The organism is Nocardia stercoris (assembly GCF_003696265.1).
GTDB lineage: Bacteria > Actinomycetota > Actinomycetes > Mycobacteriales > Mycobacteriaceae > Nocardia > Nocardia stercoris.
The window spans coordinates 49,148-75,695 of record NZ_RFFH01000013.1 but is presented as its reverse complement, the minus strand read 5'-3'; the positions used below and the strand labels follow the sequence as shown (position 1 = coordinate 75,695).

General features: G+C 68.5%; 23 protein-coding genes and 4 tRNA genes. 8 read left to right on the top strand and 19 right to left on the bottom strand.

Annotation, left to right across the window (positions count from 1 at the left end):
• Nucleotides 1-3: 3 nt before the first annotated feature.
• Both EBN03_RS24905 and EBN03_RS24900 read left to right on the top strand, forming a co-directional pair.
• A complete protein-coding gene (locus EBN03_RS24905) occupies nt 4-870 on the top strand; it encodes a hypothetical protein (protein WP_122190554.1) in 867 nt (288 codons plus the stop codon).
• Nucleotides 871-942: 72 nt separating this feature from the next.
• The gene (locus EBN03_RS24900) at nt 943-1,437 is read left to right on the top strand and encodes a MarR family winged helix-turn-helix transcriptional regulator (protein ID WP_233608610.1); all 495 of its coding nucleotides are present in this window, start codon (nt 943-945) and stop codon (nt 1,435-1,437) included.
• Between the two features lie 84 nt (nt 1,438-1,521).
• Here the strand turns inward: EBN03_RS24900 and EBN03_RS24895 are convergent, their stop codons facing one another.
• From EBN03_RS24895 to EBN03_RS24875, 5 genes are all read right to left on the bottom strand, one after another.
• Entirely contained in the window at nt 1,522-2,946 is a 1,425-nt protein-coding gene (locus EBN03_RS24895; protein WP_122190553.1) for a M1 family metallopeptidase, read from the bottom strand.
• A 53-nt stretch (nt 2,947-2,999) separates the two neighbouring features.
• Nucleotides 3,000-3,656: a DUF3239 domain-containing protein gene (locus tag EBN03_RS24890; protein ID WP_122190552.1), complete on the bottom strand. Its 657-nt coding sequence runs from the start codon at nt 3,654-3,656 to the stop codon at nt 3,000-3,002.
• A 105-nt stretch (nt 3,657-3,761) separates the two neighbouring features.
• On the bottom strand, nt 3,762-5,438 hold the full coding sequence (locus EBN03_RS24885; RefSeq protein ID WP_122190551.1) for a DNA repair helicase XPB: 1,677 nt from the start codon (nt 5,436-5,438) through the stop codon (nt 3,762-3,764).
• Nucleotides 5,439-5,542: 104 nt separating this feature from the next.
• Nucleotides 5,543-6,577, bottom strand: coding sequence for an HD domain-containing protein (locus tag EBN03_RS24880; RefSeq protein WP_147471690.1), 1,035 nt, complete (start codon nt 6,575-6,577; stop codon nt 5,543-5,545).
• A gap of 149 nt (nt 6,578-6,726) precedes the next feature.
• On the bottom strand, nt 6,727-7,053 hold the full coding sequence (locus EBN03_RS24875) for a hypothetical protein (RefSeq protein WP_122190549.1): 327 nt from the start codon (nt 7,051-7,053) through the stop codon (nt 6,727-6,729).
• A 323-nt stretch (nt 7,054-7,376) separates the two neighbouring features.
• On the opposite strand from EBN03_RS24875, the gene EBN03_RS24870 reads away from it, so the two are divergent.
• Complete coding sequence (locus EBN03_RS24870) at nt 7,377-8,468, top strand: 3-deoxy-7-phosphoheptulonate synthase (protein ID WP_122190548.1); 1,092 nt, start codon at nt 7,377-7,379, stop codon at nt 8,466-8,468.
• A 494-nt stretch (nt 8,469-8,962) separates the two neighbouring features.
• On the opposite strand, the gene EBN03_RS24865 is transcribed toward EBN03_RS24870, so the two are convergent.
• From EBN03_RS24865 to EBN03_RS24855, 3 genes are all read right to left on the bottom strand, one after another.
• Nucleotides 8,963-10,123: a pyridoxal phosphate-dependent aminotransferase gene (locus tag EBN03_RS24865; RefSeq protein ID WP_122190547.1), complete on the bottom strand. Its 1,161-nt coding sequence runs from the start codon at nt 10,121-10,123 to the stop codon at nt 8,963-8,965.
• A gap of 395 nt (nt 10,124-10,518) precedes the next feature.
• Nucleotides 10,519-10,986, bottom strand: coding sequence for a carboxymuconolactone decarboxylase family protein (locus tag EBN03_RS24860; RefSeq protein ID WP_122190546.1), 468 nt, complete (start codon nt 10,984-10,986; stop codon nt 10,519-10,521).
• A gap of 130 nt (nt 10,987-11,116) precedes the next feature.
• Entirely contained in the window at nt 11,117-12,004 is an 888-nt protein-coding gene (locus EBN03_RS24855; RefSeq protein ID WP_122190545.1) for an oxidoreductase, read from the bottom strand.
• A 132-nt stretch (nt 12,005-12,136) separates the two neighbouring features.
• Between EBN03_RS24855 and EBN03_RS24850 the strand changes: the two genes are divergently transcribed.
• Nucleotides 12,137-14,479 (top strand): glycerol-3-phosphate 1-O-acyltransferase, encoded by a 2,343-nt coding sequence (locus EBN03_RS24850; protein ID WP_122190544.1) that lies wholly within the window; start codon nt 12,137-12,139, stop codon nt 14,477-14,479.
• Entirely contained in the window at nt 14,479-15,993 is a 1,515-nt protein-coding gene (locus tag EBN03_RS24845) for a 1-acylglycerol-3-phosphate O-acyltransferase (RefSeq protein WP_122190543.1), read from the top strand. Before EBN03_RS24850 ends, EBN03_RS24845 begins: the two co-directional genes overlap by 1 nt.
• A 4-nt stretch (nt 15,994-15,997) precedes the next feature.
• Here EBN03_RS24845 and EBN03_RS24840 read toward each other — a convergent pair whose 3' ends face one another.
• The 10 genes from EBN03_RS24840 to EBN03_RS24800 all read right to left on the bottom strand — a co-directional run bounded on the left by EBN03_RS24840 (nt 15,998) and on the right by EBN03_RS24800 (nt 22,108).
• Nucleotides 15,998-16,717, bottom strand: coding sequence for a polyprenol monophosphomannose synthase (locus EBN03_RS24840; protein ID WP_122190542.1), 720 nt, complete (start codon nt 16,715-16,717; stop codon nt 15,998-16,000).
• Nucleotides 16,718-16,849: 132 nt separating this feature from the next.
• The gene (locus tag EBN03_RS34650) at nt 16,850-17,023 is read right to left on the bottom strand and encodes a hypothetical protein (RefSeq protein ID WP_199742954.1); all 174 of its coding nucleotides are present in this window, start codon (nt 17,021-17,023) and stop codon (nt 16,850-16,852) included.
• A 105-nt stretch (nt 17,024-17,128) separates the two neighbouring features.
• A complete protein-coding gene (locus EBN03_RS24835; protein ID WP_147471689.1) occupies nt 17,129-17,587 on the bottom strand; it encodes a hypothetical protein in 459 nt (152 codons plus the stop codon).
• A gap of 131 nt (nt 17,588-17,718) precedes the next feature.
• A complete protein-coding gene (locus tag EBN03_RS24830) occupies nt 17,719-18,696 on the bottom strand; it encodes a 1-aminocyclopropane-1-carboxylate deaminase/D-cysteine desulfhydrase (RefSeq protein WP_122190540.1) in 978 nt (325 codons plus the stop codon).
• A gap of 54 nt (nt 18,697-18,750) precedes the next feature.
• Nucleotides 18,751-19,374 (bottom strand): hypothetical protein, encoded by a 624-nt coding sequence (locus tag EBN03_RS24825; RefSeq protein WP_122190539.1) that lies wholly within the window; start codon nt 19,372-19,374, stop codon nt 18,751-18,753.
• 386 nt (nt 19,375-19,760) lie between these two features.
• Entirely contained in the window at nt 19,761-20,234 is a 474-nt protein-coding gene (locus EBN03_RS24820; protein WP_122190538.1) for a hypothetical protein, read from the bottom strand.
• Nucleotides 20,235-21,035: 801 nt separating this feature from the next.
• Nucleotides 21,036-21,109 (bottom strand) — tRNA-Phe (locus EBN03_RS24815).
• Between the two features lie 38 nt (nt 21,110-21,147).
• A tRNA-Asp gene (locus tag EBN03_RS24810) sits at nt 21,148-21,221 on the bottom strand.
• 32 nt (nt 21,222-21,253) lie between these two features.
• A tRNA-Glu gene (locus EBN03_RS24805) sits at nt 21,254-21,326 on the bottom strand.
• A 122-nt stretch (nt 21,327-21,448) separates the two neighbouring features.
• Nucleotides 21,449-22,108, bottom strand: coding sequence for a TetR/AcrR family transcriptional regulator (locus tag EBN03_RS24800; protein ID WP_122190537.1), 660 nt, complete (start codon nt 22,106-22,108; stop codon nt 21,449-21,451).
• A gap of 785 nt (nt 22,109-22,893) precedes the next feature.
• On the opposite strand from EBN03_RS24800, the gene EBN03_RS24790 reads away from it, so the two are divergent.
• The 3 genes from EBN03_RS24790 to dusB all read left to right on the top strand — a co-directional run bounded on the left by EBN03_RS24790 (nt 22,894) and on the right by dusB (nt 25,578).
• Nucleotides 22,894-22,966, top strand: a tRNA-Lys gene (locus EBN03_RS24790).
• A 354-nt stretch (nt 22,967-23,320) separates the two neighbouring features.
• Nucleotides 23,321-24,298 carry an acyl-ACP desaturase gene (locus EBN03_RS24785; protein WP_122190535.1) on the top strand — a complete coding sequence of 326 codons (978 nt, stop codon included), beginning with the start codon at nt 23,321-23,323 and terminating at the stop codon, nt 24,296-24,298.
• Nucleotides 24,299-24,459: 161 nt separating this feature from the next.
• A complete protein-coding gene (gene dusB, locus EBN03_RS24780; RefSeq protein WP_199742958.1) occupies nt 24,460-25,578 on the top strand; it encodes a tRNA dihydrouridine synthase DusB in 1,119 nt (372 codons plus the stop codon).
• A 12-nt stretch (nt 25,579-25,590) separates the two neighbouring features.
• Here the strand turns inward: dusB and EBN03_RS24775 are convergent, their stop codons facing one another.
• Nucleotides 25,591-26,493: a LysR family transcriptional regulator gene (locus EBN03_RS24775; RefSeq protein WP_122190533.1), complete on the bottom strand. Its 903-nt coding sequence runs from the start codon at nt 26,491-26,493 to the stop codon at nt 25,591-25,593.
• Between the last annotated feature and the right edge of the window lie 55 nt (nt 26,494-26,548).

The following is a 26,548-nucleotide window of genomic DNA, read 5'->3' as shown; positions in this document are numbered from 1 at the left end:
CCGGTGGACCGGGACGAGGTCGCGCGGGAGCTGTACCGGCTGGATCCGGGCGAGTTCGTGGCCGCGCGCACCAGCCGGGTGAAACAGGCTAGGGCAGCGGGTGATCGGGAGCTGGCGACGGAGATCGGCGCGCTGCGCCGGCCGACCGTGGCGGCCTGGGGGGTGAACCTGCTGGCCGACGGCGCGCCGGAACAGCTCGCGGAACTGCTGGACGTCGGTGTGGCGCTCGCGGAGGCGCAGCGCCGCCCGGCCGCCGACCGATTGCGCGAACTGGCCGGGCGCCGGCGCACGGTGGTCGCGGCGCTCGCCCGCCGGGCCGCCGCCCTCGCCGCGGACCGCGGCCGGACGCTCAGTGACGCGGCGCTGCGCGAGATCAGCGAGACACTCCAAGCGGCACTGGCCGATTCGGAGGTCGCCGAGGCGGTACGGACCGGGACGGTCGCCACGGCCAGCAGCTATTCCGGATTCGGTCCCGTCGGGCCGGTCCTGACCGCGGTCCCCGAACCGGCGACCGAGCCGACGGTGGAAACCGTTGCGGCGCAACCGGTGCGGGGTACCGAGCTCGACAGTGCCGCATCCGCGCTCGCCACGGCCCGTACGGCCGCGGCGGAAGCTCGGGCCGCGGTCGACACCCTGCGCGCCGAAGCGAGCCGCAACGCCGCCGAGCACGCCGAACTGGAAGCGCAGATCACAGCCTTGCGCGCCGAACTGTCCACCGCCCAGGATCGCCGCCGTTTCCTGGCCGCCGCCGAGGCCGCGACCCGGAAGTCACTGCAGCAGGCCGAAGCCGAACTGCACAAGGCAGAGCTGCACCTGGCCCGGTCCGAACAGCAGTCCGGCACCGGCGGTTCCCCCCGCGCCGATTCCTGATCCGCGACCCGAGCCGTCGTCGGCTCGGCGGCTGTGCGGTAGCGAGGCTGCTCATCTGGGTACGCTGCACCCGTGACCGAGACCGATCCGCCGCTGGTGCCGCTGTCGGAACATCCGGCATTTCTGCTGGCACAGCTGGGTTTCCACGTCGGCGCCCGGTTCGCGGACGCCCTCGAACCGTTGGGGATCAGCCCGCGGCACAACGGAATGCTGCGCCTGCTGCAGGCCTACGACGGTCAGACCCAGCAGCAGCTGGGCGAGGCCCTGCACATCCACCGCAACGTGATGGTCGGTCTGGTCGACGACCTGGAGAAGCGCGGCCTGGTCGAACGACGCCGCCACCCCTCCGACCGCCGCGCGTACGCGGTGCACCTGCTGCCCGCGGGCCTCGACCTGCTGCGCCGGATCGAGCCGATCGCGCGCGGACTGGACGACACCGTGACCGGCGGACTGGATCCCGCGGAACGGGCCACGTTGCTGAAACTGCTGGGCAAGCTCACGACGGATGCGGGGCTCACTCCCGGTGTGCACCCGGGGCTTACGCAGGGGACGGGTACCGAAGAGTAGGCCGCCGGTTCGCGCTGCGGCCCTTGCTCGCCCTGAATCCCGTTGAACGCGTATGCCACACGGCTATCGCGTGGCGAGCCGCGATCAGGCGGCGCTGCCCAGCCCGCCCGGGTACAGGTACCGGTCGTCCGGGCGAGTCTCCGAATCCAGCCAGGCGGAGAGGAATCCCGACAGGTCTGTGGTCGTCCTGGTCTGCAGGTAGCTGCGGAATTCGGGCATGGAGGCGTTGGCGTCGCCGTGCGATCGGACGAAGGCGGTCATCGCCGGGAAGAAGGTGTCGTCGCCGAGCAGGTGGCGCAGCGCGTGCAGGAACAGCGGGCCGCGGTAGTAGACGGAGCTGAATTCCCTTTCGGCACCGGGGTTCTGGAGTGGGATCTGCCAGAACCGGTCGTCGTCGCGGTGGGTGGCCACGGCGGCCCGGTAGTGGGCGTCGACGTCCTCGCCCTCCTTGCGTTCCGGCCACAGGTAGTCGGCGGTGTAGCTGGCGAAGCACTCGTTCAGGCACACATCGCTCCACTGCCGCAACGACATCCAGTCGCCCCACCACTGGTGGGTGTTCTCGTGCACGACCGTGTGCAGGTCGGCCCACGGCGCGTAGATCGGCCGGGTCTGGGTCTCGAGCGAGAAGGGCAGGTCGGTGTCGACGTAGATGCCGCCGCCGCTCTCGAACGGGTAGGGGCCGTACAGGGATTCGAGGAAGTCCAGCACCTCCGGCAGCCGCTGTTCCAGATCGCGGCGTCCGGCCGCCGCCGGCGCGAAAGCACTCTCCAGCGGGGTGCCGTCGTCGCCGCGCTGGTTCAGGAATTCGAAACGGTCGATCGCCACGGTGTTCAGATAGCTCGCGCTGGGATGCCGCGACACCCACTCGACGGTGCGCCGGGCGTCGTCGGTGCTGTCGGAAACGCGGATTCCGTTGCCCGCCACCTCCCATTGCGGCGGAACCGAGGCCACCAGATCGAACGTGGCCTTGTCCGTGGGAGTGTCGTTCACCGGGTACCAGGAGGCGGCGCCGTGCGGCTCACCGGCCACGAACGCGCCGCCGCTGGGGCTGAACATCCACCCCGAATCGGGATCCGAGCCGGGCACGCCGGCGTAGTCGACCCGGATCGAGAACGGCAGTCCCGGCAACAGCGGCAGCGCCGGGGTCACGATCAGCTTGTGGTCGCCGCTGCGGGTGAAGCCGGCCGGCAGGTCGTTCACCGCCACCGCCGACACATCGGGTCCGGAGTAGTCCAGCGAGAAGCCGGCCAGCGGCTGGGTGGCGGTCGCGTCCAGCCGGGCCTGTCCGGCCAGCCACCGCGACGCCGGGTCGTAGTCGATCCGGATCCGGTAGTGCCCGACCGTGTATCCACCGTTGCCGTCGGCGGGATAGTAAGGGTCACCGGCGCTCGGCGCGCCGATCAGTGGATTCGCGGACGGTTGCGCCGCAACCGGTGCCGCCGACACCAGAACGAGAACGACGGACGCCGACAGCAACCCACACCCAGCACCCCACCCGGTTCGCACCATTGGGCGACTCTAACCGGGACGACCCGGACTGTCGTGCACACGCGCCCGTCGCGTCAGCGGCGAAGTTGCACCGGCAGCTGCTTCGGGTCGAGCAGCAGCCGCTGCCCGTCCGCGGCCTGCACCGTGCCGGCCAGATTCACGTTGTCGTTCAACAGTTTCCACTCCACCTCGGCGATGTCTGCGGTGGCGCGGTCGATGACGGCCGCGTCCCGGGTACCCCACGCCAGCGGCATGACGGTGACCCGCGGCCACAGGTCGCCGGTGGTGCGGTCGATACCCAGCGCCACCGAAGGCACCCGCTCCCCCACCTTCGTGCGATGCCCGGGCAGGGCACGGACCGTGCGGGTGACGAGCGCGAAGGTGGGCGCCGCGCCGAGCTTGGCCAGATTGACCAGGGCCAGCAACGTGATCCGGCCCGGGTCGGCGACCGCGATCAGCGCGGGCACCAATTCGGATGCGGCGTACAGCTTATCGATCCGGTACCGATGCGGGGTCCACAGCGTGACGAACAGGGCGGTGATGCCGGCCAGCAGCGTCGCCACGGCCAGCAGATACGACCAGGGATGGTCGTGGACGATCAGTAGCGCGGTGAGGCCGGCGAGCCCCGCGGTCACCGCCGCGGCGAGCAGGCGCAGTCGCCGCAGCCAGGTCACGACCTCGTTGACCGACCGGGCATGGCCCCGGTCGACCGTAAATTCGAAGCGCCGCACTGTCTCTCCCTCACCGACCTCGGGTGTACCGACCAGCCGTCCCCGTGGCGGCCGCGTCGACGCGCTGCCGACGCCGGCGCGCGTACTCGGGCGGCCGCAACGGACTCACCCGATCGTCGGACCGAGCAGGTCGTCGGCATCGGTGATGCGATACGCATACCCCTGTTCTGCTAGGAACCGCTGGCGATGCGCCGCGTATTCCGCATCCAGAGTGTCGCGTGACACCACCGAGTAGAAGTGTGCCTGCCCGCCGTCGTGTTTCGGCCGTAGCAAACGCCCCAATCGCTGGGCTTCCTCCTGCCGGGACCCGAACGTGCCCGAAACCTGCACCGCCACCGACGCCTCCGGCAGGTCGATGGAGAAGTTCGCGACCTTGCTGACCACCAGGACCGGGATCTCACCGTTACGGAACGCGTCGAACAGCGCCTCGCGTTCCTTGGTGCGAGTGGAGCCCTGGATGACCGGCGCGTTCAAGTGCTCACCCAGCTCGTCGAGCTGTTCGAGGTAGGCGCCGATCACCAGGCTGGGAGCGTCCTTGTGCCGCTCCAGGATCGACTCGACCACGGCCAGTTTGGTGCGCGCGGTGGAACACAGCTTGTAGCGTTCCTCCGGCTCCGCGGTGGCGTAGGCCATGCGCTCGGCGTCGGTCAGGGTGACCCGGACCTCCACACAATCGGCGGGCGCGATCCAGCCCTGCGCCTCGATGTCCTTCCAGGGCGCGTCGTAGCGCTTCGGGCCGATCAGCGAGAACACGTCGCCCTCGCGGCCGTCCTCGCGGACCAGGGTGGCGGTGAGGCCGAGCCGGCGGCGGGATTGCAGATCGGCGGTCATCCGGAAGACCGGCGCGGGCAGCAGGTGCACCTCGTCGTAGACGATGAGACCCCAGTCGCGGCTGTCGAACAGTTCCAGGTGCCGGTACTCGCCCTTGGTCTTGCGGGTGATCACCTGGTAGGTGGCGATGGTGACCGGGCGGATCTCCTTGCGCTCACCGGAGTATTCGCCGATCTCGTCCTCGGTGAGCGAGGTGCGGGCGAGCAGCTCGCGCCGCCACTGCCGGCCGGCCACCGTATTGGTGACCAGGATCAGCGTGGTGGCCTGCGCCTTCGCCATCGCGGCCGCGCCGACCATGGTCTTGCCGGCACCACAGGGCAGGACCACGACACCTGAGCCGCCGGCCCAGAACGATTCGGCGGCCAGTTCCTGATAGTCGCGCAGGTGCCAGTCGGAGCTGGTGTAGTCCAGCTCGATCGGGTGCGCCTCGCCGTCGACGTAGCCGGCCAGGTCCTCGGCCGGCCAGCCGACCTTGAGCAGGAGCTGTTTGATGTGGCCGCGCTCGGAGGGGTGCACGACGACCGTGTCCTCGTCGAGGCGGGCGCCGAGCATGGGCTGGATTTTCTTGTGCCGCAGGATCTCTTCGAGCACCGCGCGGTCGTTGGCGACCAGCACCAGACCGTGCGCGGGATTCTTGACCAGCTGCAGCCGGCCGTAGCGGGCCATGGTGTCGACGACGTCGACCAGCAGCGGCTGCGGCACGGCGTAGCGCGAATAGGTGACGAGCGCGTCGACCACCTGTTCGGCGTCGTGGCCGGCGGCGCGCGCGTTCCACAACGCCAGCGGGGTGACCCGGTAGGTGTGGACGTGTTCGGGGGCGCGTTCCAGCTCCGCGAAGGGTGCGATGGCCGCACGCGCCGCGTCGGCCTGGGCATGGTCGACCTCGAGCAGCAGCGTCTTGTCGCTCTGGACGATCAGCGGCCCGGGTTCGGAGTGGCCATCGGAGGGCATTTACCCACGATAACGACGGGTGCCGACATCCTGGGTATGGGATCGGACACGCCGACGCCGCCGCGCCGACGCGACGCGACCGAATCGCGGCGCGGCCGGGCCGGTCAGCTCGCCTTACGCAACTCCCTGGGCAGCACCACGCAGCGCAACGGCATCTGGGGCAGCTCGGCCATGCGTTCCGACGGCACACCGATCGGTTCGCCGTCGACGAACGGGGTATCCAGGTACAGCTTGCGCAACTGGTAGGCGAAACCCTGCCCGGCCTCCGGATGGTCGACCGGCAGCATCTCCCAGGCCAGCGGGTCGCGGCGCAGCAACCGGGCCATGGCGGCGGTGGTCGGTTCGGCCAGCAACGCCGCCCACAGCTCGTCGTCGGTGAAGTCGGCCAGTTCGGCGCTGTCCAGGCCGCCGGCCAGCAGGGTCTCCACCATGGCGGTCAGTGCGGCGTTCGCCACGATGTTCTCGTAGCCGCACATGTAGCTGGCCTCACCGTAGGCGAGTTCGGCCAGGTAGCCGCCGGTTTCGGCATCGGTGTGCACGGCGCCGTCGACCAGCCGCAGCTTGGCCAGGGTCCGGGCCGGGGCTTCGGTGAGCCGCCCGTGTACTCGGCCGCTGCGGACGAACGACTCCAGATGGTCGAGTTTGAGCCCGCCGACCGGGCGCAGTACCGAGGTGCTGCCCGGTTCCTCGACGGCCAGGACTTCTTCCACGTCGAGCCCGTGATCGGCCAGCAACTGGGTCAGGCCGCGGACCCGTTTGCGCCCGAGTTCGTGGTGGTGCAGGCCGGCGACACCCTCGAAGGTGTGGCTGAACGGCAGGTGCCCGACGTCGTGCAGCAGCGCCGCGACCCGAGCGGCGTGATCGTCGGGCGCGAAGTGCACGACCAGCGCCAACAGGCCCAGACTGTGTTCCAGGCGGGTGTATGTCTGGGTGGTCGTGACGGCGGCGCCGCCGGCGTGCGCGATGAACTGCAGCCGCCGCAGTTCCCAAGTGCGCAGCAGTGCGCGTTCCACCGGAGTGAGCCGGAACTCCACACCCCACAGCGGGTCCCGGCAGCCGTCGGTTCGACCCAGGATTCCCGATACCCGATACCCGTTGCCGTGCATACCATCCACCGCCCCCGTGTCCAAGATCGACACGAATTCCCTTGTAACCCATACGTTTTCGCAGAGTCGTCCCGGAACTCACCAGATCGCGGCAGCGTTGCCGAGGCGCTCTTTCGGTTGTACCACCCGAAGGTGTGCATCCAATGTCGGTTCGGTATCGACCGATCCGGCAGACGTGGCGATCATGCTGTGGCAGTGGCCTCCTCGGCGTCGACCACGACCGACGCACCGAACGCGGGGACACACCGAGCTGTCACCGCCGTTCCCACCCGACCGGAAGACCCCTCGCGGCAACTGATCAGCAACGTTGCCGCCGCGCCGCCCGCGGCCACCTCCGGCAGGTACGGCGCGAAGTCGCCCGCACCCGGAGTCCGCGGATCCGGCCCGCCGGCTCGCCCGAACCCGAGCGCGGAGACTCCGGACAGCGTCCGCGATGCGCGGCATCCGAGGCCGGGCTCGAGCCTCGCCCCGGCCGGCGAGACGGAGACCGACACACCCGAACCGGTCATCGTTCCCACCTCCGATCGAGATGCGCGCGGTCGAACGGGAGTGATATTGAACACCCGGTGTGAACAGTGTGCGGCGAATACCTGACCGCTGTCGTACTTTTCCGGATCGGGCTGTGGTCCCCACGAGACCCGGTGCATGACACCCGCGGTGGAGCTTGGTAGTGTCCAGCCCGTGCAGCAGCGCGCGTATTTCTGGTTTACGAAGCCGGCCCCGGGTGGGCCGGTCGGTGAAACGCGCTGACCTTCCCCCACCCCGAGCCGGAACAGACCGGCTCTGTTGGGTAGATCCTCTCGGCGAGTCGGGCTGAGAAAAGGAACATCTCATGACTACCGCCGCCGATGTCGATGCCGTCCACAGTGACCTCGACGACCAGCGCACGCTGAGCATCAGCCCCCTGCTCTCCCCCGCCGACGTGCGGCGGGCGCACCCGATCACGGATGCGCACGCCGACACCGTGCGGGCCGGTCGCGCCGCGACCGTGCAGGTCCTCGACGGTGCCGACGACCGCCTGATGGTGATCGTGGGCCCGTGCTCGGTGCACGACCCCGAGGCCGCCCTCGACTACGCCCGCCGCCTGGCCGCCAAGTCCGCGGAGCTGTCGGACCGGCTGCACATCGTGATGCGCGTCTACTTCGAGAAGCCGCGCACCACGCTGGGCTGGAAGGGTCTGATCAACGACCCGCACCTGGACGGCACCTTCGACATCAACACCGGTCTGGGCCTGGGCCGCGGACTCCTGGTCGACATCACCGCCCTCGGCCTGCCGGTCGCGTGCGAATTCCTCGACCCGATCACCCCGCAGTACATCTCCGATCTCGTCTCCTACGGCGCGATCGGTGCCCGCACCGCCGCCAGCCAGGTGCACCGGCAGCTGGCCAGCGCGCTGAGTATGCCGGTCGGCATCAAGAACGGCACCGACGGTGACGTGCAGGTGGCCGTCGACGGCGTCCGCGCGGCCGCGGCCAGCCACGTGTTCCCCGGCACCGACCTGGACGGTCGCTCGGCCCTGATCCGGACCGCCGGCAACAACGACTGCCACGTCATCCTGCGCGGCGGCAGCACCGGCCCCAACTACGACGCCGCCTCGGTCGCCGAAGCCCTTGTCCGCCTGGATAAGTCGTCGCTGCCGCAGCGCGTGGTGGTCGACGCCAGCCACGGCAACTCGAACAAGGACCACGAGCGCCAGGTCGACGTGACGACCGATATCGCCGAGCGGATCGCCGCCGGCGACCGCGCGGTCGTCGGGCTCATGCTGGAGAGCTTCCTGGTCGCCGGCCGCCAGGACCTCACCCTCGGCCACGCCGACGAGCTGACCTACGGCCAGTCCATCACCGACGCCTGCATCGACTGGGAGACGACCTCGACCGCGCTCGACCGCCTGGCCGACGCGGTGGAGGCCCGCCGCAAGTCCTGATCCGGCCGATCGAAGCCCCTGCCGACACACCTCGAGTGCGCGTCGGCGGGGGCTTCGGCGTATTCACCGGCAATCAGCGTTGCGACAATATCGCCGATACGCGAGATAGCGCCCATATTGCACCAATTTAGCTGGTAGACAAGGCATTCCATATTGCACTGGCCAGTAGCTGATATCGCGTGTTGACACCTCCAGTCGAGGGGCGGTGGATCCGGTGGTCCGGACACCGCGCCCAGAAAGGAGGTGGTGGGAATGGCCAAGCATCGACGGGGCATCAAAAAAGCCCCGGTCGACTACGGCATGCTGATGTGTGTCGCTGCCGAAATCTCCGGGGCCCTGATGGTGGTCCGCTGGGTGTGTAAGTAGCCCACCAGGTGTGGTGCTGTTAGCGCAGCACCACACCGCCCAGCCATCACTTGCGTGATGGCGCCATAGTACTCGGCTCCAGCTGTCTCGAGGCAGAGAGGACAGGCAAATGTCCGCGAAACTCCTGGTCAGGCGCTCAGTCGGCGTACTGCCTCGTCCAGCGTCGCGTCCTGCTTGCAGAAGGCGAAGCGGATCAGGTTGTCCCAGGGTTTCTTGTCGTCGGTGAAGACGCTGACCGGGATGGCGACGACGCCCAGGCGGGCGGGGAGTTCGCGGCAGAAGGTGAGCCCGTCGGAGTCGGTGAGCGGGCTGATGTCGGCGCAGACGAAATAGGTTCCATCGCTGCGCTTCACGTCGAAGCCGGCGTCGGCCAGGGCCTTGGACAGGCGGAGTCGCTTGGCGGACAGGGCGTCTCGGAGGCCGAGTACCCAATCCTGCTCGTTGTCCAGGGCATACGCGACCGCGGGCTGGAACGGGCCGCCCGCGACGTAGGACATGAACTGTTTGGCGGCGATGACGCCGTCGATCAGCCGGGCGGGCCCGCAGGCCCAGCCGGTCTTCCAGCCGGTGACGCTGAACATCTTTGCGGCACTGGAGATCACGACCGTGCGTTCGGCCATGCCGGGCAGGGTGGAGATGCTGATGTGCTCGTGGCCGTCCCAGGTCAGGTGCTCGTAGACCTCGTCGGACACCACGATCAGGTCGTGTTCGATCGCGAGTTCCGCGATCGCGGTCAGATCGGCGCGACCCAGGACCGCACCGGTCGGATTGTGCGGCGTATTCAGCAGCAGCACACGGGTGTTCGCGGTGATCGCGGCGCGCAGACTGTCCAGGTCGAGAGCGAATCCGTCACCGTCGGCGACCAGCCGGGCGGTGCGCCGGGTAGCGCCGGCCAGGGCCACGGACGCCGCGTAGGAGTCGTAGTAGGGCTCGATCAGCACCACGTCCTGCCCGGGCTCGACCAGGCCCAGGATGGCGGCCGAAATGGCTTCGGTGGCGCCCACGGTGACCAGCACCTCGGTATCCGGGTCGTAGTCGATTCCGTAGCGCCGCAACCGATCCGCCGCGATCGCCTGCCGCAGCACCGGCATGCCGCGCCCCGGCGGGTACTGGTTGAGGCCGTCGGCGATGGCCTGCCGCGCCACCTCCAGCATGGCCGCGGGCCCGTCGGTGTCCGGGAAGCCCTGCCCCAGATTCACCGCGCCGTGCCGGACGGCCAGCTCGCTCATCTCGGCGAAGATGGTCGCCCCGAACGGGCGCAGACGGGCAACAATGGCAGATTCGGACACCCCCGCAGCGTAGTCCAGCCGTGCCCGGCTCCGATCCCCCGCCGGATCCGCGCAGTGGACGCCTGGCCCACGGTGATCAGTATTCGTCGACGTCCAGCAGTTGTTCAGCGCCGGACGGCCATCCCGGATCTCGGTGATCCGATCACGGCCCCGACAGACGAGATCGGGGCACGACCGGGCGATTCGTTATGTCGAGCCCGCAAGATCGCGGCCGTCCCCACGCGCGGGCGCAACCGCGCCGCACTCGACGACGGCCCCACCGTGCGCTGATCGGACTAGGCGGCAGACGTCGGTACGGGTTGCGTGCACGCCGCCCATCGCACCGGGCACCGGGCGGGGCGCCACGGACGCCGCCGACGGGCCGCACACCCGGCGCGGCCCGGCGACGATCCGGCTCAGAACTGGCCGGGCTGGTAGCTGCCCGCCGGGGTCCGGTTGGCGACGTTGAGCCGGTTGTAGACGTTGATCAGAGCGACGACGCCGGTGAGCGCCGTGGCCTGCTCGTCGTCGAAGTGCTTGCGCACCTCGGCCCAGGTCTCGTCCGACACACCGCGGTGGTGGTCGGCGATCCGGGTGAGTTCCTCGGTGAACGCCAGCGCCGCCCGCTCGGCCTCGGTGAACACCGTCGCCTCGCGCCACGCCGCCACCAGGTTCAGGCGCACGGGGTCCTCGCCGGCGGCGATCGCGTCCTTGTAGTGCATGTCGGTGCAGAAGCCGCAGCCGTTGATCTGGCTGGCGCGCAACAGGACCAGCTCGCTGGACACCGGCATCTTCGTCTCGGCCAGGGCGGCACCGACCGCGTTGACGCGCTTGACGAGCTTGGCGCCGGTCGCGGTGGCGTACATGTTGATCTGCTGTTCCATGGTTCCGGTCCTCTCCGATGGCGGCACCGTGTGGTTCCGCTTCATCAAGTCGACGACGCAGCCGCCGAGAGTGTGACACGGGTGTGTCCCAGCTCACAACAGCGGCGTCTCTGAGGTGGATCAACGCAGGTCAGGACCCCGGGAAGTCCACCTTCGTGAGTTCCTCGGACAGCTCCCACAACCGCCGGGCCAGCACCTCGTCGGTGGCGGCGGGCGCGACCGGCGCGGGGGCCGGGTAGCCGCGGAATCCGCGGAACCCGTCGGGTCCGTAGTACCCACCGGGCTGGACGTCAGGCGCGGCGGCCGCGTACAGCGACGGCAGCGCACCCATCTCGGCCGACTGCGCGAGCAAGCTCGCGCCCAGCGACAGCACCGGCTGCAACAGCCGCGAACCGGTGTGCAGGTGCAGCGATGTGGCGGCGTACCCGGGATGCGCCGCCACCGAGATCACCGGGGATCCCACGGCCGACAGCCGGCGCTGCAGCTCCCGGGCGAACAGCACGTTGGCCAGCTTGGCCTGTCCATAGGCCTGGGTGCGGCTGTAGGGCCGGCGTTCCCAGTTCAGGTCGTCGAGGTCGATCCGGCCGCCGAAGTGGGCCATGCTGGCGACCGTCACGACCCGGCTGCCGATCTTGCCGGCGTTGTAGAGCAGTCCGGTCAACGCGAAATGGCCCAGGTGGTTGGTGCCGATCTGCATCTCGAAGCCGTCGCGGGTGCGCTGCAGCGGCACCGCCATCACGCCGGCGTTGTTGATCAGGACGTCGGCACCGTCGACGGTTGCGGCGAATTCGTGGATCGAGGCCAGGTCGGCCAGATCCAGCCGCTGTAGCCGGACTTTCACGCCCAGTTCGCCGGCGAGGGCCTGCGCTTTCGCCACGTCCCGGCAGGCCATGATCACCTGCGCTCCGGCCGCGGACAGTGCCCTGGTGGTCGCGGCCCCCAGGCCGCTGTTGGCGCCGGTGACGATGAAGGTCCGGGCGCTCAGGTCGGGTAGATCGTGGGTATCCCAGCGAGTCACCGGGCGAGTGTAGGTCGTGCGCGCCGCCGATCCCGCGGCGCCGCGTGCCGCCGCGCCGAGGTTGCCGCAACATGCTGCGCGACACACGGCGGCGGGGCTTCAATGAGAGGGCGCTCAGCAAGGAGGACTGCCATGCTGGATCACATCGATATCGCGACCACTCCCGTGCCCACCGCCCCGGATTCGGTGGTGGCGCTGGTCGATGCGGCGTCGCGGGTGGAACGCGAGTTGATCGGCACCTGGATCGCCGAAGGCGGTATCGCCGCCGAATTCGGGATCGACGCTCCGGTCACCCAGCTCGATCTGGATACCGCGGCGGTCGCGGCCCGGCTGGTCGGCCGCCGCGACGATCCGCTGGTGATCCCGATCCGGGTGTTGTGGCTGCCGCCCGAACGGGACGGTGTGCGCCGGACCACCTTCACCGACCTGATCACCCTCGGGAATCCGCGCAAGCCACGCCGACTGATGCAACGGCGTCTGGTGGCCAAGTCACCCGATCGATATCTGGTGCTGGCCGGTGCGCCCGCACGGCTGTCGCAGCTGCGTGCCGATAATCCGGGAGCCGACGCCGACCCGTTGGCTCGGGCCGTGGTCCTTTCCGGCATCGTCGCGCTGGAGCGTGCCGAGCGCGCCGTGATCGGCGACCGGTACAAGGTGCCGCGCTTGGTCGCCGAGAAGATTCTCGACTCGGCGGCGTTCCGGGCCCGCCTCGACGGGATCGCCGAACGCCTCGGGCTGTCGCGCACAGCCGTCCATCTACGCGCGGAGAAAGCGCTGTACGAGCTGGTGGCCGCGCAGAGCCGGCTGGTGTCCGACCTGTTCACCCAGGCGATGCGGCCGGTGCACGCCTCGGCATGGACGGTGGACTGCGACACCTCGGGTCTCGCGGATCTACGCCGGCTCAACCGTTCTTTTCCGCTGGTGTTTCTGCCGTCCCACCGGTCTTATGTCGACCCGTTCGTGCTCGGTGACGCACTGGCCCGCAACGACTTTCCGCCCAACCACGTCATCGGCGGTGCGAACCTCAGCTTCTGGCCGATGGGCGCGATCGCCAAACGTACCGGCACCATCTTCATCCGCCGCACCTTCGGCGACGACGAGGTGTACAAGGCGGTCGTCGAGGAGTACCTGGCCTTCCTGCTGGCCAAGCGGTTCAATCTGGAGTGGTACTTCGAAGGCGGCCGGACCCGCACCGGGAAACTGCGGCCGCCTCGCTACGGTCTGTTGAACTACCTTGCGGCAGCGGTCCGTTCGGGTCGGGTCGAAGATGCGATGCTGGTGCCGGTGTCGATCACCTACGAGCGGCTCAACGAACTCGAAGCCCTCGTCGAGGAGCAGACCGGCGGCAGCAAGCAGCCGGAGGGTCTGGCCTGGCTGGCCAGATACATCCGCAATCAACAACATTCGGCAGGCCAGGTCTATATCCGGTTCGGCGAACCGATGTCTGCCCGGGAACGGCTGGCCGCGCACGGAGATCCGCTGCTGCCGGAATCGGTCGGCATCGACGACGAGCCGGGTCATCTCGCCGTGCAACGGATGGCTTTCGACATCGCGGTGGGAATCAACACCGTCACCCCGATCACCCTGAACGCACTGGTCACCCTGACCTTGCTGGGCGTCGGCGAACGCGCGCTCACTCTGTCCGAGGTACGGCGGGTGCTGCAGCCGGTCCGCGAATACATCGCCGCGCGCAACCTGCCGACCGGGCGGCTGGAAGCCCTCGACGACCAAGGCCTGGTGGTGGTGTTGGAGCAGCTGTCGCTGGCCCGGGTCGTCACCGTGTACCGGGGTGGACTCGAGCCGGTGTACTCGATCGAAGCCGGTGCCCACCTGGAAGCCGCGTTCTATCGCAACAGCGCGGTGCACTGGTTCGTCAACCGCGCCATCCTCGAGCTGGCGGTGCTGGCGGCGGTCGCTGCCCCGGCCGGTGAGCAGGAGAAGGCCGGGTGGGCGGCCGCGTACCGGCTGCGTGACCTGCTGAAATTCGAGTTCTTCTTCCCCGAACGCAAGGAGTTCGCCGAGCAGATGACGGCCGAAATGTTGCTGGTGGACCCTGATTGGCACGAGCGGGTCGCCGAGGGAATGATCTACGCCGACATCCTCGACCGCCTCACCGAATCCGGATTCGTCATGGCGCACCGGGTCCTGCACTCGTTCTTCGACGCTCAACTGGTGGTCGCCGAGCGCCTGACCGCGCGTGGCGACGAAAAGCTCACCGATCGAAAAGGATTCATCGAGGAGTGTCTCGCGGTGGGGCGCCAGTTGCTGCTCCAGCATCGGCTGCACAGCCCGGAGGCGGTGTCGACGGAATTGTTCACCAGCGCATTGAAACTCGCCGACAACCAGGGCCTGACCACCTCCGATGATCCGCAATTGGGCAGGCGGAGAGCCGAGTTCGCCGCCGAGCTACGGATCGTCAACGCCCGGATCACCCGGGCCGCCGGCCTGGATCCGTCCAATCAACCGGACCTGTGATGGATCTCGATGCGGCCGTGGCCGCTGTCGCCGCCGGACCACAGGGGCCACAGGTCGCCGCGATCTTCGAGGTCGGCGCCGTAGCCGATCTCGCGGCCGCGCGAGACCGGCGGCCGGACCGGCGCGTCCTACCGGCGCCGGTCGCCGGTCGCGCCGAGCTGGTCGCCCACGGACTCAGCCCGAAGGTGCTGTGGCACAGGCGCCGCTCCGCCGGTGCGGCGGGGCTGGCGCGGAGCATGCGCGACGGCGTGCGCAGCGCACGGACCGACGCCGAATACGAAGGGCTGTTGCAGTCGTTCCGGTCGGACTGGGCCGGACACAGCGAGGACGAACTGGCCGAGGCCGGGACACGCGCCTATCAGAGCAGCCTCTACGGGCACCTGTATCCGGAAGCCTGGCGGCTGGTCCGGGCCCACCGCGTGGCCGGGCACACGCTGATCCTGATCACGGGACTGACCCGCTTCCAGGTCGAGCCGGTCGGTGCCGAACTGGGCTTCCCGACCGTGCTGCACACCGAGCTGGCGGTCGTGGACGGCGTGCTCACGGGACACGTCGACGGAACCCCGTTGTGGCGCACCGAGAAGGCCGAGGCGGTACGCCGGTTCGCCCAGGAGTGGCAGTTGGATCCGGCGCAGTCGTACATCTACGCCGCCTCGTCCACCGACCTGCCGTTGCTCGAATCGGCCGGACACCCCCGGGTGGTGAACCCCGATCCCCAACTCGCGTCGGTTGCCGGGGAACGGCAGTGGCCGGTGCTGACGTTCCGGCCCCGCCCGGATGCCCGGCTCCGTGATCTGATTCGCACTGCTGCCGGTTTCGCGGCGCTGCTGTCCGGCGCCACCGTCGGGGTGGTGTCCCGGTCCGCCACACGTGACCGGCGCCGGATGGCGGACGCGATGATTCGACAGGCTGCCGCGGCTACGCTGCGGACCACCGGCATCCGGATCCGCGTGACCGGCGCCCGGTATGCCCGCGACGCGCGCCCGGCGGTGTTCGTGTTCAACCATCAGAGCCAATTCGACATGGTGATTCTGGCCTCGGTCCTCGATCACGGTGTGACCGCGGTCGCGAAGCAGGAGCTGACGGCGAACCCGATCTTCGGGCCGATGCTGCGTTTCGTGGGGGTGACGTTCATCGATCGCTCGGACAGCGCGGCCGCACGCGCGGCCCTGGCCCCGGTGGTAGATACCCTGCACCAGGGCATTTCGGTAGTCGTGGCGCCCGAGGGCACCCGCTCCCGCACCCCCGAGGTAGGCGCATTCAAGAAGGGCGCCTTCCATATCGCCATGCAGGCGGGAGTTCCGGTGGTGCCGTTGGTGATCCGCAACGCCGGCGAAATCGCCTGGCGTGACTCGGCGATCGTCCGCAAAGGCGTCGTCGACGTCGCGGTACTTCCACCCGTCGACGTAAGCGGTTGGGACCCCCGGCAATTGGACGCCGAGGTGGACAGGGTCCGCGAACTGTTCGTCCAGACCCTACTGAACTGGCCTGCGCCCGACGCTGATTCCGACTAGCAGGTCAGACAGCCTTGCCGAACAACAACTTCCACGGCATGGCGGCCGACTCGAGCTGGACCTTCAGGCTCATCTTGGAGGCGCCGACGGTGCGCTCCTCGAAGCGGATCGGGACCTCGGCGATCGCGATCCCCTTCTGCTTGGCGCGGTAGTTCATCTCGACCTGGAACGAGTAGCCGTTGCTCTTGATCGAGGCGACGTCGATGGCGCGCAGGGTTTCGGCCTTCCACGCCTTGAAACCGGCGGTGGAGTCCTTCACGCCGAGGCGCAGGATCATGTTGACGTAGAAGTTCGCCCAGGCCGAGAGGGCCTTGCGGTACCACTTCCATTCGGCCGCGGTGGAGCCGCCGGCCACGTAGCGGGAGCCGAGGACGACACCGGCGTCGCTGGTGGTGAGCTTCTCCAGCATCGCCGGGATGACCTCGGCGGGGTGCGAGAGGTCGGCGTCCATCTGAATGACGACGTCGGCGCCCTCGTCGAGCGCGCGGGTGATGCCGGCGATGTAGGCGCGGCCGAGGCCGTCCTTCTCGGTCCGGTGCAGCACGCCCACCGCGTTCGGCAGGTCGGCGGCCAGCTTGTCGGCCACGTCGCCGGTGCCGTCGGGCGAGTTGTCGTCGACGACCAGCACGTGCAGGTCGGGTACCGGGAGCGCGGTCAGCCGCTCCACAGCCACGGGCAGGTTCTCCCGCTCGTTGTAGGTGGGGACCACCACGGTCACCTTCACTAGACGCCCTCCCGATCGAAGCGCACGTTGAACCGAACTGCTATCGCACAGCTGAATCAGAACCGTATCCGATGGGTGTGCTACGGCATGGGCGCGGGGCAACCCCGCGACTTCGACCGTACGGGAACCGGGTCAGTCCTCGTCGGCGGCATCGGCCGCGGCATTGCGCTCAGCGGCGATCGCGAGGGCGCGTTCGGCGGTCGCCTGGTCCGGGTAGGGACCCATCCGGTCGCCGTACCAGCATTCCTTGCCCCGCTCGGCCTTGTGGTGCTTGATGCAGTAGTACCACTGGTCGTCGTCACTCACGTCCCGCGCCTCCTCGCTGGTGTCCGCGCGGCTGGTGGCCGCGCTCGGCCGTCCACCGGCCCCGAGGTGAGCATATTCACATCGGGGCGGCGGGTCACCTGTCGGTCAGCCGGCGGCGGCTTCGGCGGGGGCGCCCTCTTCGGCGGGGACGAACTTCTCGACGTGCAGGGTCACTTCCTGGCCGAGCCGGGTGGCGCCGTCGATGTTGCCGGCGCCGTCGAGCGCGGAGGCGACCTTGAGCACCTGGCCGATCTTCAGCACGTCCGGGAAGCTCATGTCGTCGACCGAGATCTGCGCGAGCTGCGACTTGAGCTCCTCGACGGTGTTCATCATGGCGATCGCTTCGTCTCGCACCGCCTTCTCGTCGGTGATGTCGTAATCGAAGTACGCCTCGAGACGAATCCGGTACCGCTCCATGCCACTCCTCCAGGGGGAGACCGTGATTCCGCTGCCGCGCAGCGGGACGGTCTCGGTTGAACTTGCGGGTACAAATATCGCATCGCGGGCGGAATCGGACGGGGGGTTGCTCGCGCCGACCCAGCCGACAGGAGTGATGCTGATCACACTGCCGGGTGTGGGTCGCGTCCGGGTGGCCCGCAGCGCACCGGTCGAGGCCACCGGTCCGCGCCCGACAACCTCGGGTCCGTTCGGCGACAACGCACTTCGACAGCCCCGGATCAGGCCGGATACCGACCTCAGGTCTGCCGGGGGCCGTTGGTCTGCAGGAAGACGACCGGACCCGCCGCCGCGCCACCGGCGAGGTCGAGGAGAGCCGCGAACGCCTTCGCCGTATACACCGGCTCCAGCGGCAGATGCGGCACCAATTCATGGGCGTCGCGGCCCGCAGCGGTCGCGTGACCGTAACCGGGCCCGAGCTGGTCGGTGACGACTCGCAGCCGGTCCGGCGCGAGCCGCAGCGCGGGGAGTTCGGCGCCGCGGGCGGACAGCAGGTCGGCGGTGCGCCGCGCCGAGCGGGTCAGTGACCCTCGATCGAGCCGCAAGGTGTCGTTGACGACCACGGCGACCACCTCGGTGCGGTGCAGGCCCGCGAGTTCCAGGCCCAGCAGCAGTCCGGCCGCGGTGCCGCCGGAGCCGACCGCGGTCACGATGTGCGCCGGCTCGGGCAGCTCGCCCGCCGCCACTTGCGCGGCCAGTTCGAACGCGGCCTCGACATAGCCCAGCACCCCGATCGGGGTCGAACCGCCCGGCGGGATCACATACGGACGCCGGTGCCGCGCAAGCAGATACGGCACCGCGAGCACCGTGCGCGCCTTGGTGTGGGTGAAGTGCAGCGTGGCACCCGACTCGCGCAGCCGCTGCAACTGAGCCCGCACATGGTCGTCGACCGGCTGGTCCACCAGCGCGATCGCGGTCCGCAGCCCGTGCTCCCGCCCGTACCGCGCGGTCGCCAGTCCCCAGTTGGTGCCCAGCCCGCCCACGGTGACGAGAGTTCGCTTGCGCCGCCGGATCGCCTCCGCCAGTAGCCATTCCAGCTTGCGGACCTTGTTGCCACCCCAGCCGCCGTCGCCGAACACACCGTCGTCCTTGAGCCACACCGGAACTCGCACCGGCAGGTCGGTGAGCTCACGCACCGGGGACGGCGCGGTGCCGAGCCGCAGCCAGGGCAGCGTGTCGCGCAGCTGCGGGAAACGTTCGTGCAGAACGGGAGTCATATCACCACTCCACCGCACGCCCCCGGCCGCCGGCAGCCCGGGGTCTCGGCCGGACTACCGGCCGGAACCCGTGCTGGACGCACTGGAGCCGACGTTCAGCACAGCACCGAACGCGTAGACCAGGCTGTTGATCAGCCCACTTCCGGTGCTGCTGCCCAGAATTCCGGAGCCGGAGCTCGCCGGGGTCGGCGCCGACGTGGTCGGGACCGCCGCGGTGCTCGTGGGCGTCACGGTCGTGGTGGCCGCCGCGCCCGGTACGCAGCCGGTGCCGGAGGCATCCGGCTGTACGACCGTGACCGCCAACGGCCCTTCCCCGCCGGCACCGTTGGCGGACACAGGCATCACGTACAGGTTCACCGTCCCCGCGGCCGGGGCAGTCCACTGGAAGCTGACATCCTGGCCCGCGGTGTAGGTCACCGGCGTCGACTGGGCCGTGCTACCGCTCGGAGTGGACTGAGTCAACAGTTCGAAGGAGCTGGCGCCGGCCGCGGTAGCCATGGCCGCGGCATCAGCCGCCGGCACGGTCACGGTATATGTGCTCCCGGCGCAGTATGCGGTCGACGCGACGATCCCGAGCGCGGCCGAAGCAGGCGTCGCCGCCACAACCCCCGCCATACCCAGCGTGGCGATCCCAGCAGCACCGGCACCCCACCGAGCGAGCATCGTTTTCTTGGTCACTGTCCACCTCCGCATACCGAACCGCCTCTGCCAGTGCGGCTTTCCGCAGCCAGTAGACCAGCAGCGAGTCGGAAACTGTCCGTTTTCACAACTTTCCCAGGAAGCCACAAGAATGTGCGCACCGATGCGGAACTGCGCACTGACGCACTCGAGCCAGCGCCGGAGTCAGCGCGCCCTGCTGACAGGATTCTTCGACTACCAACATCACTCGCCGGTCGGCGTCACGAAAGTCGCCAGGCCTGCCACGAACTCGTCGAATCTGGCGAGCATCGCATCCAGTTCACCCCCTGAGAGCTCCCTCACCAGCCGCGCAGCGAAGGGACCCATTCGCTCGGCCAGGCTGCCGAGAAGCGACCAGTTCGGTTGGCCAGGAACCCTTCCCTGGCCTAGGAATACTCAGACAGCGGGAACAGCAGGGAACCCACAAGGCCCAGAATGCTAGGGCTCTGCGCGCTCCCCGCATCCTGCATGCAGCCCGAGGACATACCTTCGGGGCCATTGATGATCGGCAACGGGCACAGATAGAGGGTCTGCGACAAGGTGGAGGTGCCCTGCGTCGCGGTGATCTGGTACACGCCAGGCCCGGGCGCAGACCACTCGACAACGGCAGCGGGGCCGCCCGACATCGCCTGTGGCGTCGCCGTTCCCTTAGTGACGCCATTGACTGTCACAGTCACCGGACTCAATGCGTCCGCACCAGTTGTCACGACGTAGGTGTAGCAGGGCTGGCCCGTCTGGAAGGCTACGCATCCCGGGTAGATCGCGGTTTCGGTCGCGGAGGCAGTCGCGGCAGCGACGCCCTGTAAGGCAACCGCGGTCAACCCTGCCAGCGCCGCGGTACGTCGATTGATCTTGTACACAAGTACGTCTTTCGGTGATGATGTGTGACACAGGCTCGTGCCGGCAGCTGACTCTAGCCAGGGTCGACAGTCGTGGGCGAATACCCCTACCAGGGCGACAAGATCGGAACGCTATCCGAAATCCCGACCTTTCACAACCCGAAAATCCCTAGGATCTACACAGATCAAAGGGATTTCGCCGACGCCAGGGCCCCGCCACTCGGCAACGCCAACCAGCAACCCGCCGAATCCTCCCCCATTGCCGGTCACTCTCCTGCCGGTCCAAAACGTTCAGTCCCCACCCAAGTCCCCACAACTCAGTTCAATAGGCAATTCCATAGCCTCCGTCCCTACCCACTGGCTACCGAAGTAGCCACTGGGACACGCCCCTTCACGGCCGCTGGTCGGTTCAGGCACCCAGACGCAACGCCAACAGCGCTGACCGATGCGAAAGCCGCCGACACCGGTGCCCGCATCGTCTGCCCTCCGCACCCGCAATACGAAGCCTGGGCAGCAGGTGTCGGCGACGGAGGAGGCGACTGGAGCTGCCCACCCGGCGGACTCTCAGCCGGCGGCATGCATCCCTGATACCGCCCCGCCAGAGTCGTCGCTCCGCTCAGATGTGGAAGGACATCTGGCGAGTGTCCAAAATCACATTCGCGGTCAGGTCTCCAGCTTCGGAGGCCGGATCGGCCGTGCGATTAGCGTGCGATTACGAGCGGAAAACGGGGTGAATCGCGGTCCGGAGCGGTATGCCACGGTCAGCACCGAACGACTCCAGAAACGCACAAAGACCAGCCACAATGGCTGGTCTTTGGAGGGTGGCCAGAGCCGGGATTGAACCGGCGACCTTCCGCTTTTCAGGCGGACGCTCGTACCAACTGAGCTACCTGGCCGGGCGGGCACCCGAACTGAATACCCATGGCAAATATTGCGACCTTGACGGGACTCGAACCCGCGACCTCCGCCGTGACAGGGCGGCGCGCTAACCAACTGCGCCACAAGGCCATATTCTTTTATCACTCCCGGTGTCACCACCGTACCCCCTACGGGATTCGAACCCGCGCTACCGCCTTGAAAGGGCGGCGTCCTAGGCCGCTAGACGAAGGGGGCTCGGCCGGATCTCTCCGGACCGTTTCTCAACGGCTTCCGTTGGGAGCTCCGATAGCTTATGACACCGGAGTCGTTAATCCCAAATCGCCTGGTCAGCGGCACGAATGGGGGTCTGTGGCGGGTCAGGAGTCGAGGTCCTCCAGGCGGGCCTCGGCGCGCCATCCGGTGCGCCGGAACTCGTCGAGCCATTCGGGGGTCGCCATCGACTCGGCGATCACCTCCAGCGCCTCGGTGAACCGGGTGCGCAGATCGAGGCCACCGATCGGCAGGTCGACGCTGTAGCGCTGGCCGGCCAGCGCGGCGGTGAGGGTGCGGGTGAAGCGGTCGGCGTCGGCGTCGAGGCGCAGCTGCTTGTGTTCGACGGCGCGGGTCGCGAGCATGCGGGTGGCGCGGGCGAGGATCCGGCCGCCGCCGGAATGGACGTCGGAGAAGAACTCGGGCTCGATGATGAGCCGGAACTCGGCCTGGATGATGATGTCGTGCTCGAGCCGCAACGCGATCTCGTCGATCATCCCGTGCAGCACGTCGAGTGGACCGAGATCCGTTCGGGCGAGCCATCGCTCGGTGGTGGCGCGATAGCGCTCGACCGCCGCCTCCAGGACGGCGCGGGCCAGATCCTCCTTGGAGTCGAAGTGGAAGTACATCGCGCCCTTGGTCGCCCGCGAACCTTCGAGTATCCGATTCAGTGATGCCGCCGCATATCCGCTCTTTCCGAATTCGACGGCCGCGGATCTGATGATCGCCGCTCGTGTCCGGCGGGCCCGTTCTTGCTGCCGTGCCATGCTCGTAACGCCTCCGAAGCTACTTACCGCTCTCGGACCCCCCGTTAGGACCAGCCCTCGACGCGAGTTATGAGATTGTCATGGAACCGAATCCGGGCTAATGGCCCAGATGTTGCATACATTCGTATCGGAAATTGGCCGGAATCCCGCAGTACACCCCCTGTGGACCACCGCGCCCGACCGCGCCGCACTGGGCTCGACCAGGCATGTTCACTCGTCTCGGCCCCTGCGCCGGCAGCACCGCCCAGCCCGGGTCGCGTACGGCCGGACCGGTCGGGACACCGTCGGATACGTCGGCCGACAGCTGATTCCGGTCCCGCCGGGCACCCCCGGCCCAACCGGAATTCACCGAGCGGTCACCGTACCGCGATTCGACACTCGCCGGGATGCGTACCGGAAAGTCAGTTCGTTCGACGGCGTTTCGTAACGATTGCGCCGGACGGTCATTTCCGCCGGATCCACAAGGCGGCCAACGCAGTCCACGAACCGCGCGACCGGCTGCCGGTGCAGCGCCGGGAACCCGGCACGCCCCCCGCGCCACGTCCCGCCTGGACATCCGTCCGGCACCTCCAACCCAATTACATTGCCGCTCAATATACTTGACGATGGTCACATTACTTCGGCCCGGAAACAAATTGGCGGACAACATGATCGATCACATACCTCCGCCCGCGCCCCACCCCGCCCGCCACCGCCCCGGCGGCACCCGCACCGACCTGCGGCGCCACACCGGACCGATACCGGCTTAACAACTCCCCGGCACGCCCACTACACTTGCGGGCCACGCCCCTATAGCTCAGTTGGTAGAGCTACGGACTTTTAATCCGCAGGTCCCAGGTTCGAGCCCTGGTGGGGGCACTGCGCTGCGGCCGGTCTCGGAGTTCGGGACCGGCCGCAGCCGTATATCGGACATCGACGTCCATGAGCCATCGCATCCCCGCTGTTTCATCATCACCCCAGCTCCGGCGCGGACGGGGCGGGCCGAGGGTTACCGACCGGGAAGTCGGGTACGTAACGGAAGCGGCTCAGATCTCGACAGGGTGACGAGGACACTTCTACAACCGCCCTCTACCTGGTGCACAGGCTGATCACAGGGTTGCGGTGGCGTACCTCACATGTCACAATTCGGACTCGCATTGGGTCGCGGGTCACACCTACGATGGCGTAGGTAATGACCGTCGGGACTAGCGAAGACATCGAAGGGCGCACTACATGGCAAGGGATCTGACTCAACTCGAACTACTGCAGGAGTTGGAGCCGGTCGCCGCCGCGAATGTCGACCGCCATCTGTCGATGGCCAAGGAATGGCACCCGCACGACTATGTGCCGTGGGACGAGGGCCGCAACTTCGCCGCCATGGGTGGCGTCGACTGGGAGCCCGGGCAGTCGCGGCTCAGCGAGCTCGCCAAGGCCGCGATGATCACCAACCTCCTCACCGAGGACAACCTCCCCTCCTACCACCGGGAGATCGCCGAGAACTTCTCCCAGGACGGCGCCTGGGGCACGTGGGTCGGCCGGTGGACCGCCGAGGAGAACCGGCACGGCATCGTCATGCGCGACTACCTGACCGTCACCCGCGGGGTCGACCCGGTGGCGCTGGAACAGGCCCGCATGATCCACATGACCAACGGCTACGCCTCGCCGAAGCCGCTGGGTGAGGCGATCGAGGCCAGCTTCCTCTACTCGGTCGCGTACGTGACCTTCCAGGAGCTCGCCACCCGCGTGAGCCACCGCAACACCGGCAAGGTGTGCGACGACCCGATCGCGGACCGCATGCTGCAGCGCATCGCCGCCGACGAGAACCTGCACATGATCTTCTACCGCAACCTGTGCGGCGCGGCCCTGGACCTGACCCCCGACCAGGCCCTGGAGTCGATCAGCCTGATCATCCAGCACTTCCAGATGCCCGGCGCCGGCATGCCCAACTTCCGGCGCAACGGCGTGCTGATGGCCAAGCACGGCATCTACGACCTGCGCCAGCACCTCGAAGAGGTGGTCACCCCGGTGCTCAAGAAGTGGAATGTCTTCGAGCGCACCGACTTCACCGCCCGCGGGGAGAAGACCCGCGAGGAGCTCGGCCTCTTCCTGGAGAAGCTCGAGCGCGACGTGGTGAAGTTCGAGGAGCAGCGCGACCGCATGCTCGCCCGCGAGGCCGCCAAGGCCGAGCGCGACATGGCGACCGTCAGCTGATTTCGACTCGCCAGAACGGCCCGGCCCGCACAGGCCGGGCCGTTCTCGTTTCCGCGTCTTCCTGCGATGCTCGGCACAGTCCCGGTCAGGGCGCGGATCCGCTGATCACGGGATGAGACACTGGAGGCGTGACCACGACCCTGTCCGACGTGAAACCCGCCCTGCGTATCGGCCCCTACCCGGTCGATCCGCCGGTGGTGCTCGCGCCGATGGCGGGCATCACGAATGTGGCGTTCCGGACGCTGTGCCGGGAGTTCGGCAGTTCGACAGCCATCTACACGTGCGAGATGATCACCGCGCGGGCCATCGTGGAACGCAACGAGAAGACGCTGCACATGATGGCGTTCGGCGCCGACGAGCACCCGCGGTCCATGCAGTTGTACGGGGTGGACCCCAAGACGCTCGGCGAAGCGGTGCGGATCGTGGTCGGTGAGGGCTGGGCCGACCACGTCGACGTCAACCTGGGGTGCCCGGTGCCGAAGGTGACCCGGCTCGGCGGCGGTTCCGCGCTGCCCTACAAGCGCCGGTTGTTCGCGAACATCGTGCGGGAGATGGTGGCGGTGGCCGGCGAGGTACCGGTCACCTTCAAGTTCCGCATCGGCATCGACGACGACCACCACACCTACCTCGACACCGGTCGGATCGCCGAGGCCGAGGGCGCGGCGGCCGTGGCCCTGCACGCCCGCACGGCGGCACAGCTGTATTCCGGCGCGGCGGACTGGTCGGCGATCGCGCGGCTCAAGGAAGCGGTCACCACCATCCCCGTCCTCGGTAACGGCGACATCTTCACCGCCGACGACGCCCTGCGCATGATGGCCGAGACCGGCTGCGACGGCGTGGTCGTCGGCCGCGGCTGTCTCGGCCGGCCCTGGCTGTTCGCGGAACTGTCGGCGGCCCTGCGCGGGGAGCCGATTCCGAACGGCCCCACGCTCGGCCGGGTCGGCGAGATCCTGATCCGCCACGCGTCGCTGCTCGTGGAACACGACGGCGAGGACAAGGCCATGCGCGACATCCGCAAACACATGGCCTGGTACCTGATGGGCTTCCCGGTCGGCAGCGAACTGCGCCGCCGCTTCGCCACCGTCACCGGCCTGCACCAGATCGAAGACCTTGTGGGACAACTGGATCCGGATGTCCCCTTCCCCGTCGACGCCGCCACCGGCCCCCGCGGCCGCCAGGGCTCCCCGCAGAAGAAGGTCGCCCTCCCCGAAGGCTGGCTCGACGACCCCGAGGACGCCACCGTCCCCGCGGCCGCCGACGTCATGCACTCCGGCGGATAGCCTTCGGGCGGTTCACATTTCCGGGGTGATCGGGCGGACTCCGAGGTCGTCGGCGATGTCGACGAAGGCACGTACCGCCGGGGTTTCGGCGGCGGTGCGCCACACCAGGGCCCATTCGGTCAGGGGGGCGTCGACGATCGGGAGGTAGACGATGTCGCGGGCGGCGTAGGTCCAGGCGACGTGGGCGTTCATCGGGCAGACCGCGGCGCCGGAGGTGACCAGCGGAAGAACCTCGAAGAAGGAAGCCGCCTTCGGGCCGCGGGTGATGGGGACGCCGCTGGGGGTGTGGGCGGGGAGCATGGCTTCGGCCCAGTAGTCCGGCACCTCGGGGCCCAGGTCCGGGAAGACGGCGCCGCCGAGATCCTCCATGGTGAGCGATCCGCGGCCGGCGAGTTCCGATGTGGCCGCGACACTGAGTACCCGGCCCTCGGTCATGACGACGGGGCCGGCGGTGAGATCCGGTTCCCGCACCGGCAGCCAGATCAGCTGGAGATCGACCTGATCGGTGCGCAGGGCGGTGAAGGGGGTGCTGTGCGGGAAGTCGACCATCTCCACACTGCAGTCGGGGTAGCGGTCGGTGAACGCCTCGACCACCGGGCGCAGGTACAGGCCGAGCACGCTCATCACACCCAGCCGCAGCGTGCCCTGGACACCGCGGCTCGCCGCGCGGGCGCGGTTCAGGCCGTTGTCGATCAGATCCTGGGCTTGCCGGAGGTCGTCGTAGAGCTGGCGGCCGATCGGGGTCAGGCTCACCGAGCGGCTGGTGCGATCGAACAGGGTGGCCTGAATTCGCCGCTCCTGCTTTTTGATCGCCTGACTGACCCGGGCCGGGGAAATACGTAACTTTTCCGCGGTACGGCCGAAATGGAGTTCCTCGGCCAGGGTGAGGAATATCTCGATGTCCCGTAATTCCACCGGCCAACTCCGCTCCACAACCGAACTCGTCGAATCGTCCGGCGAGCTGGACGAT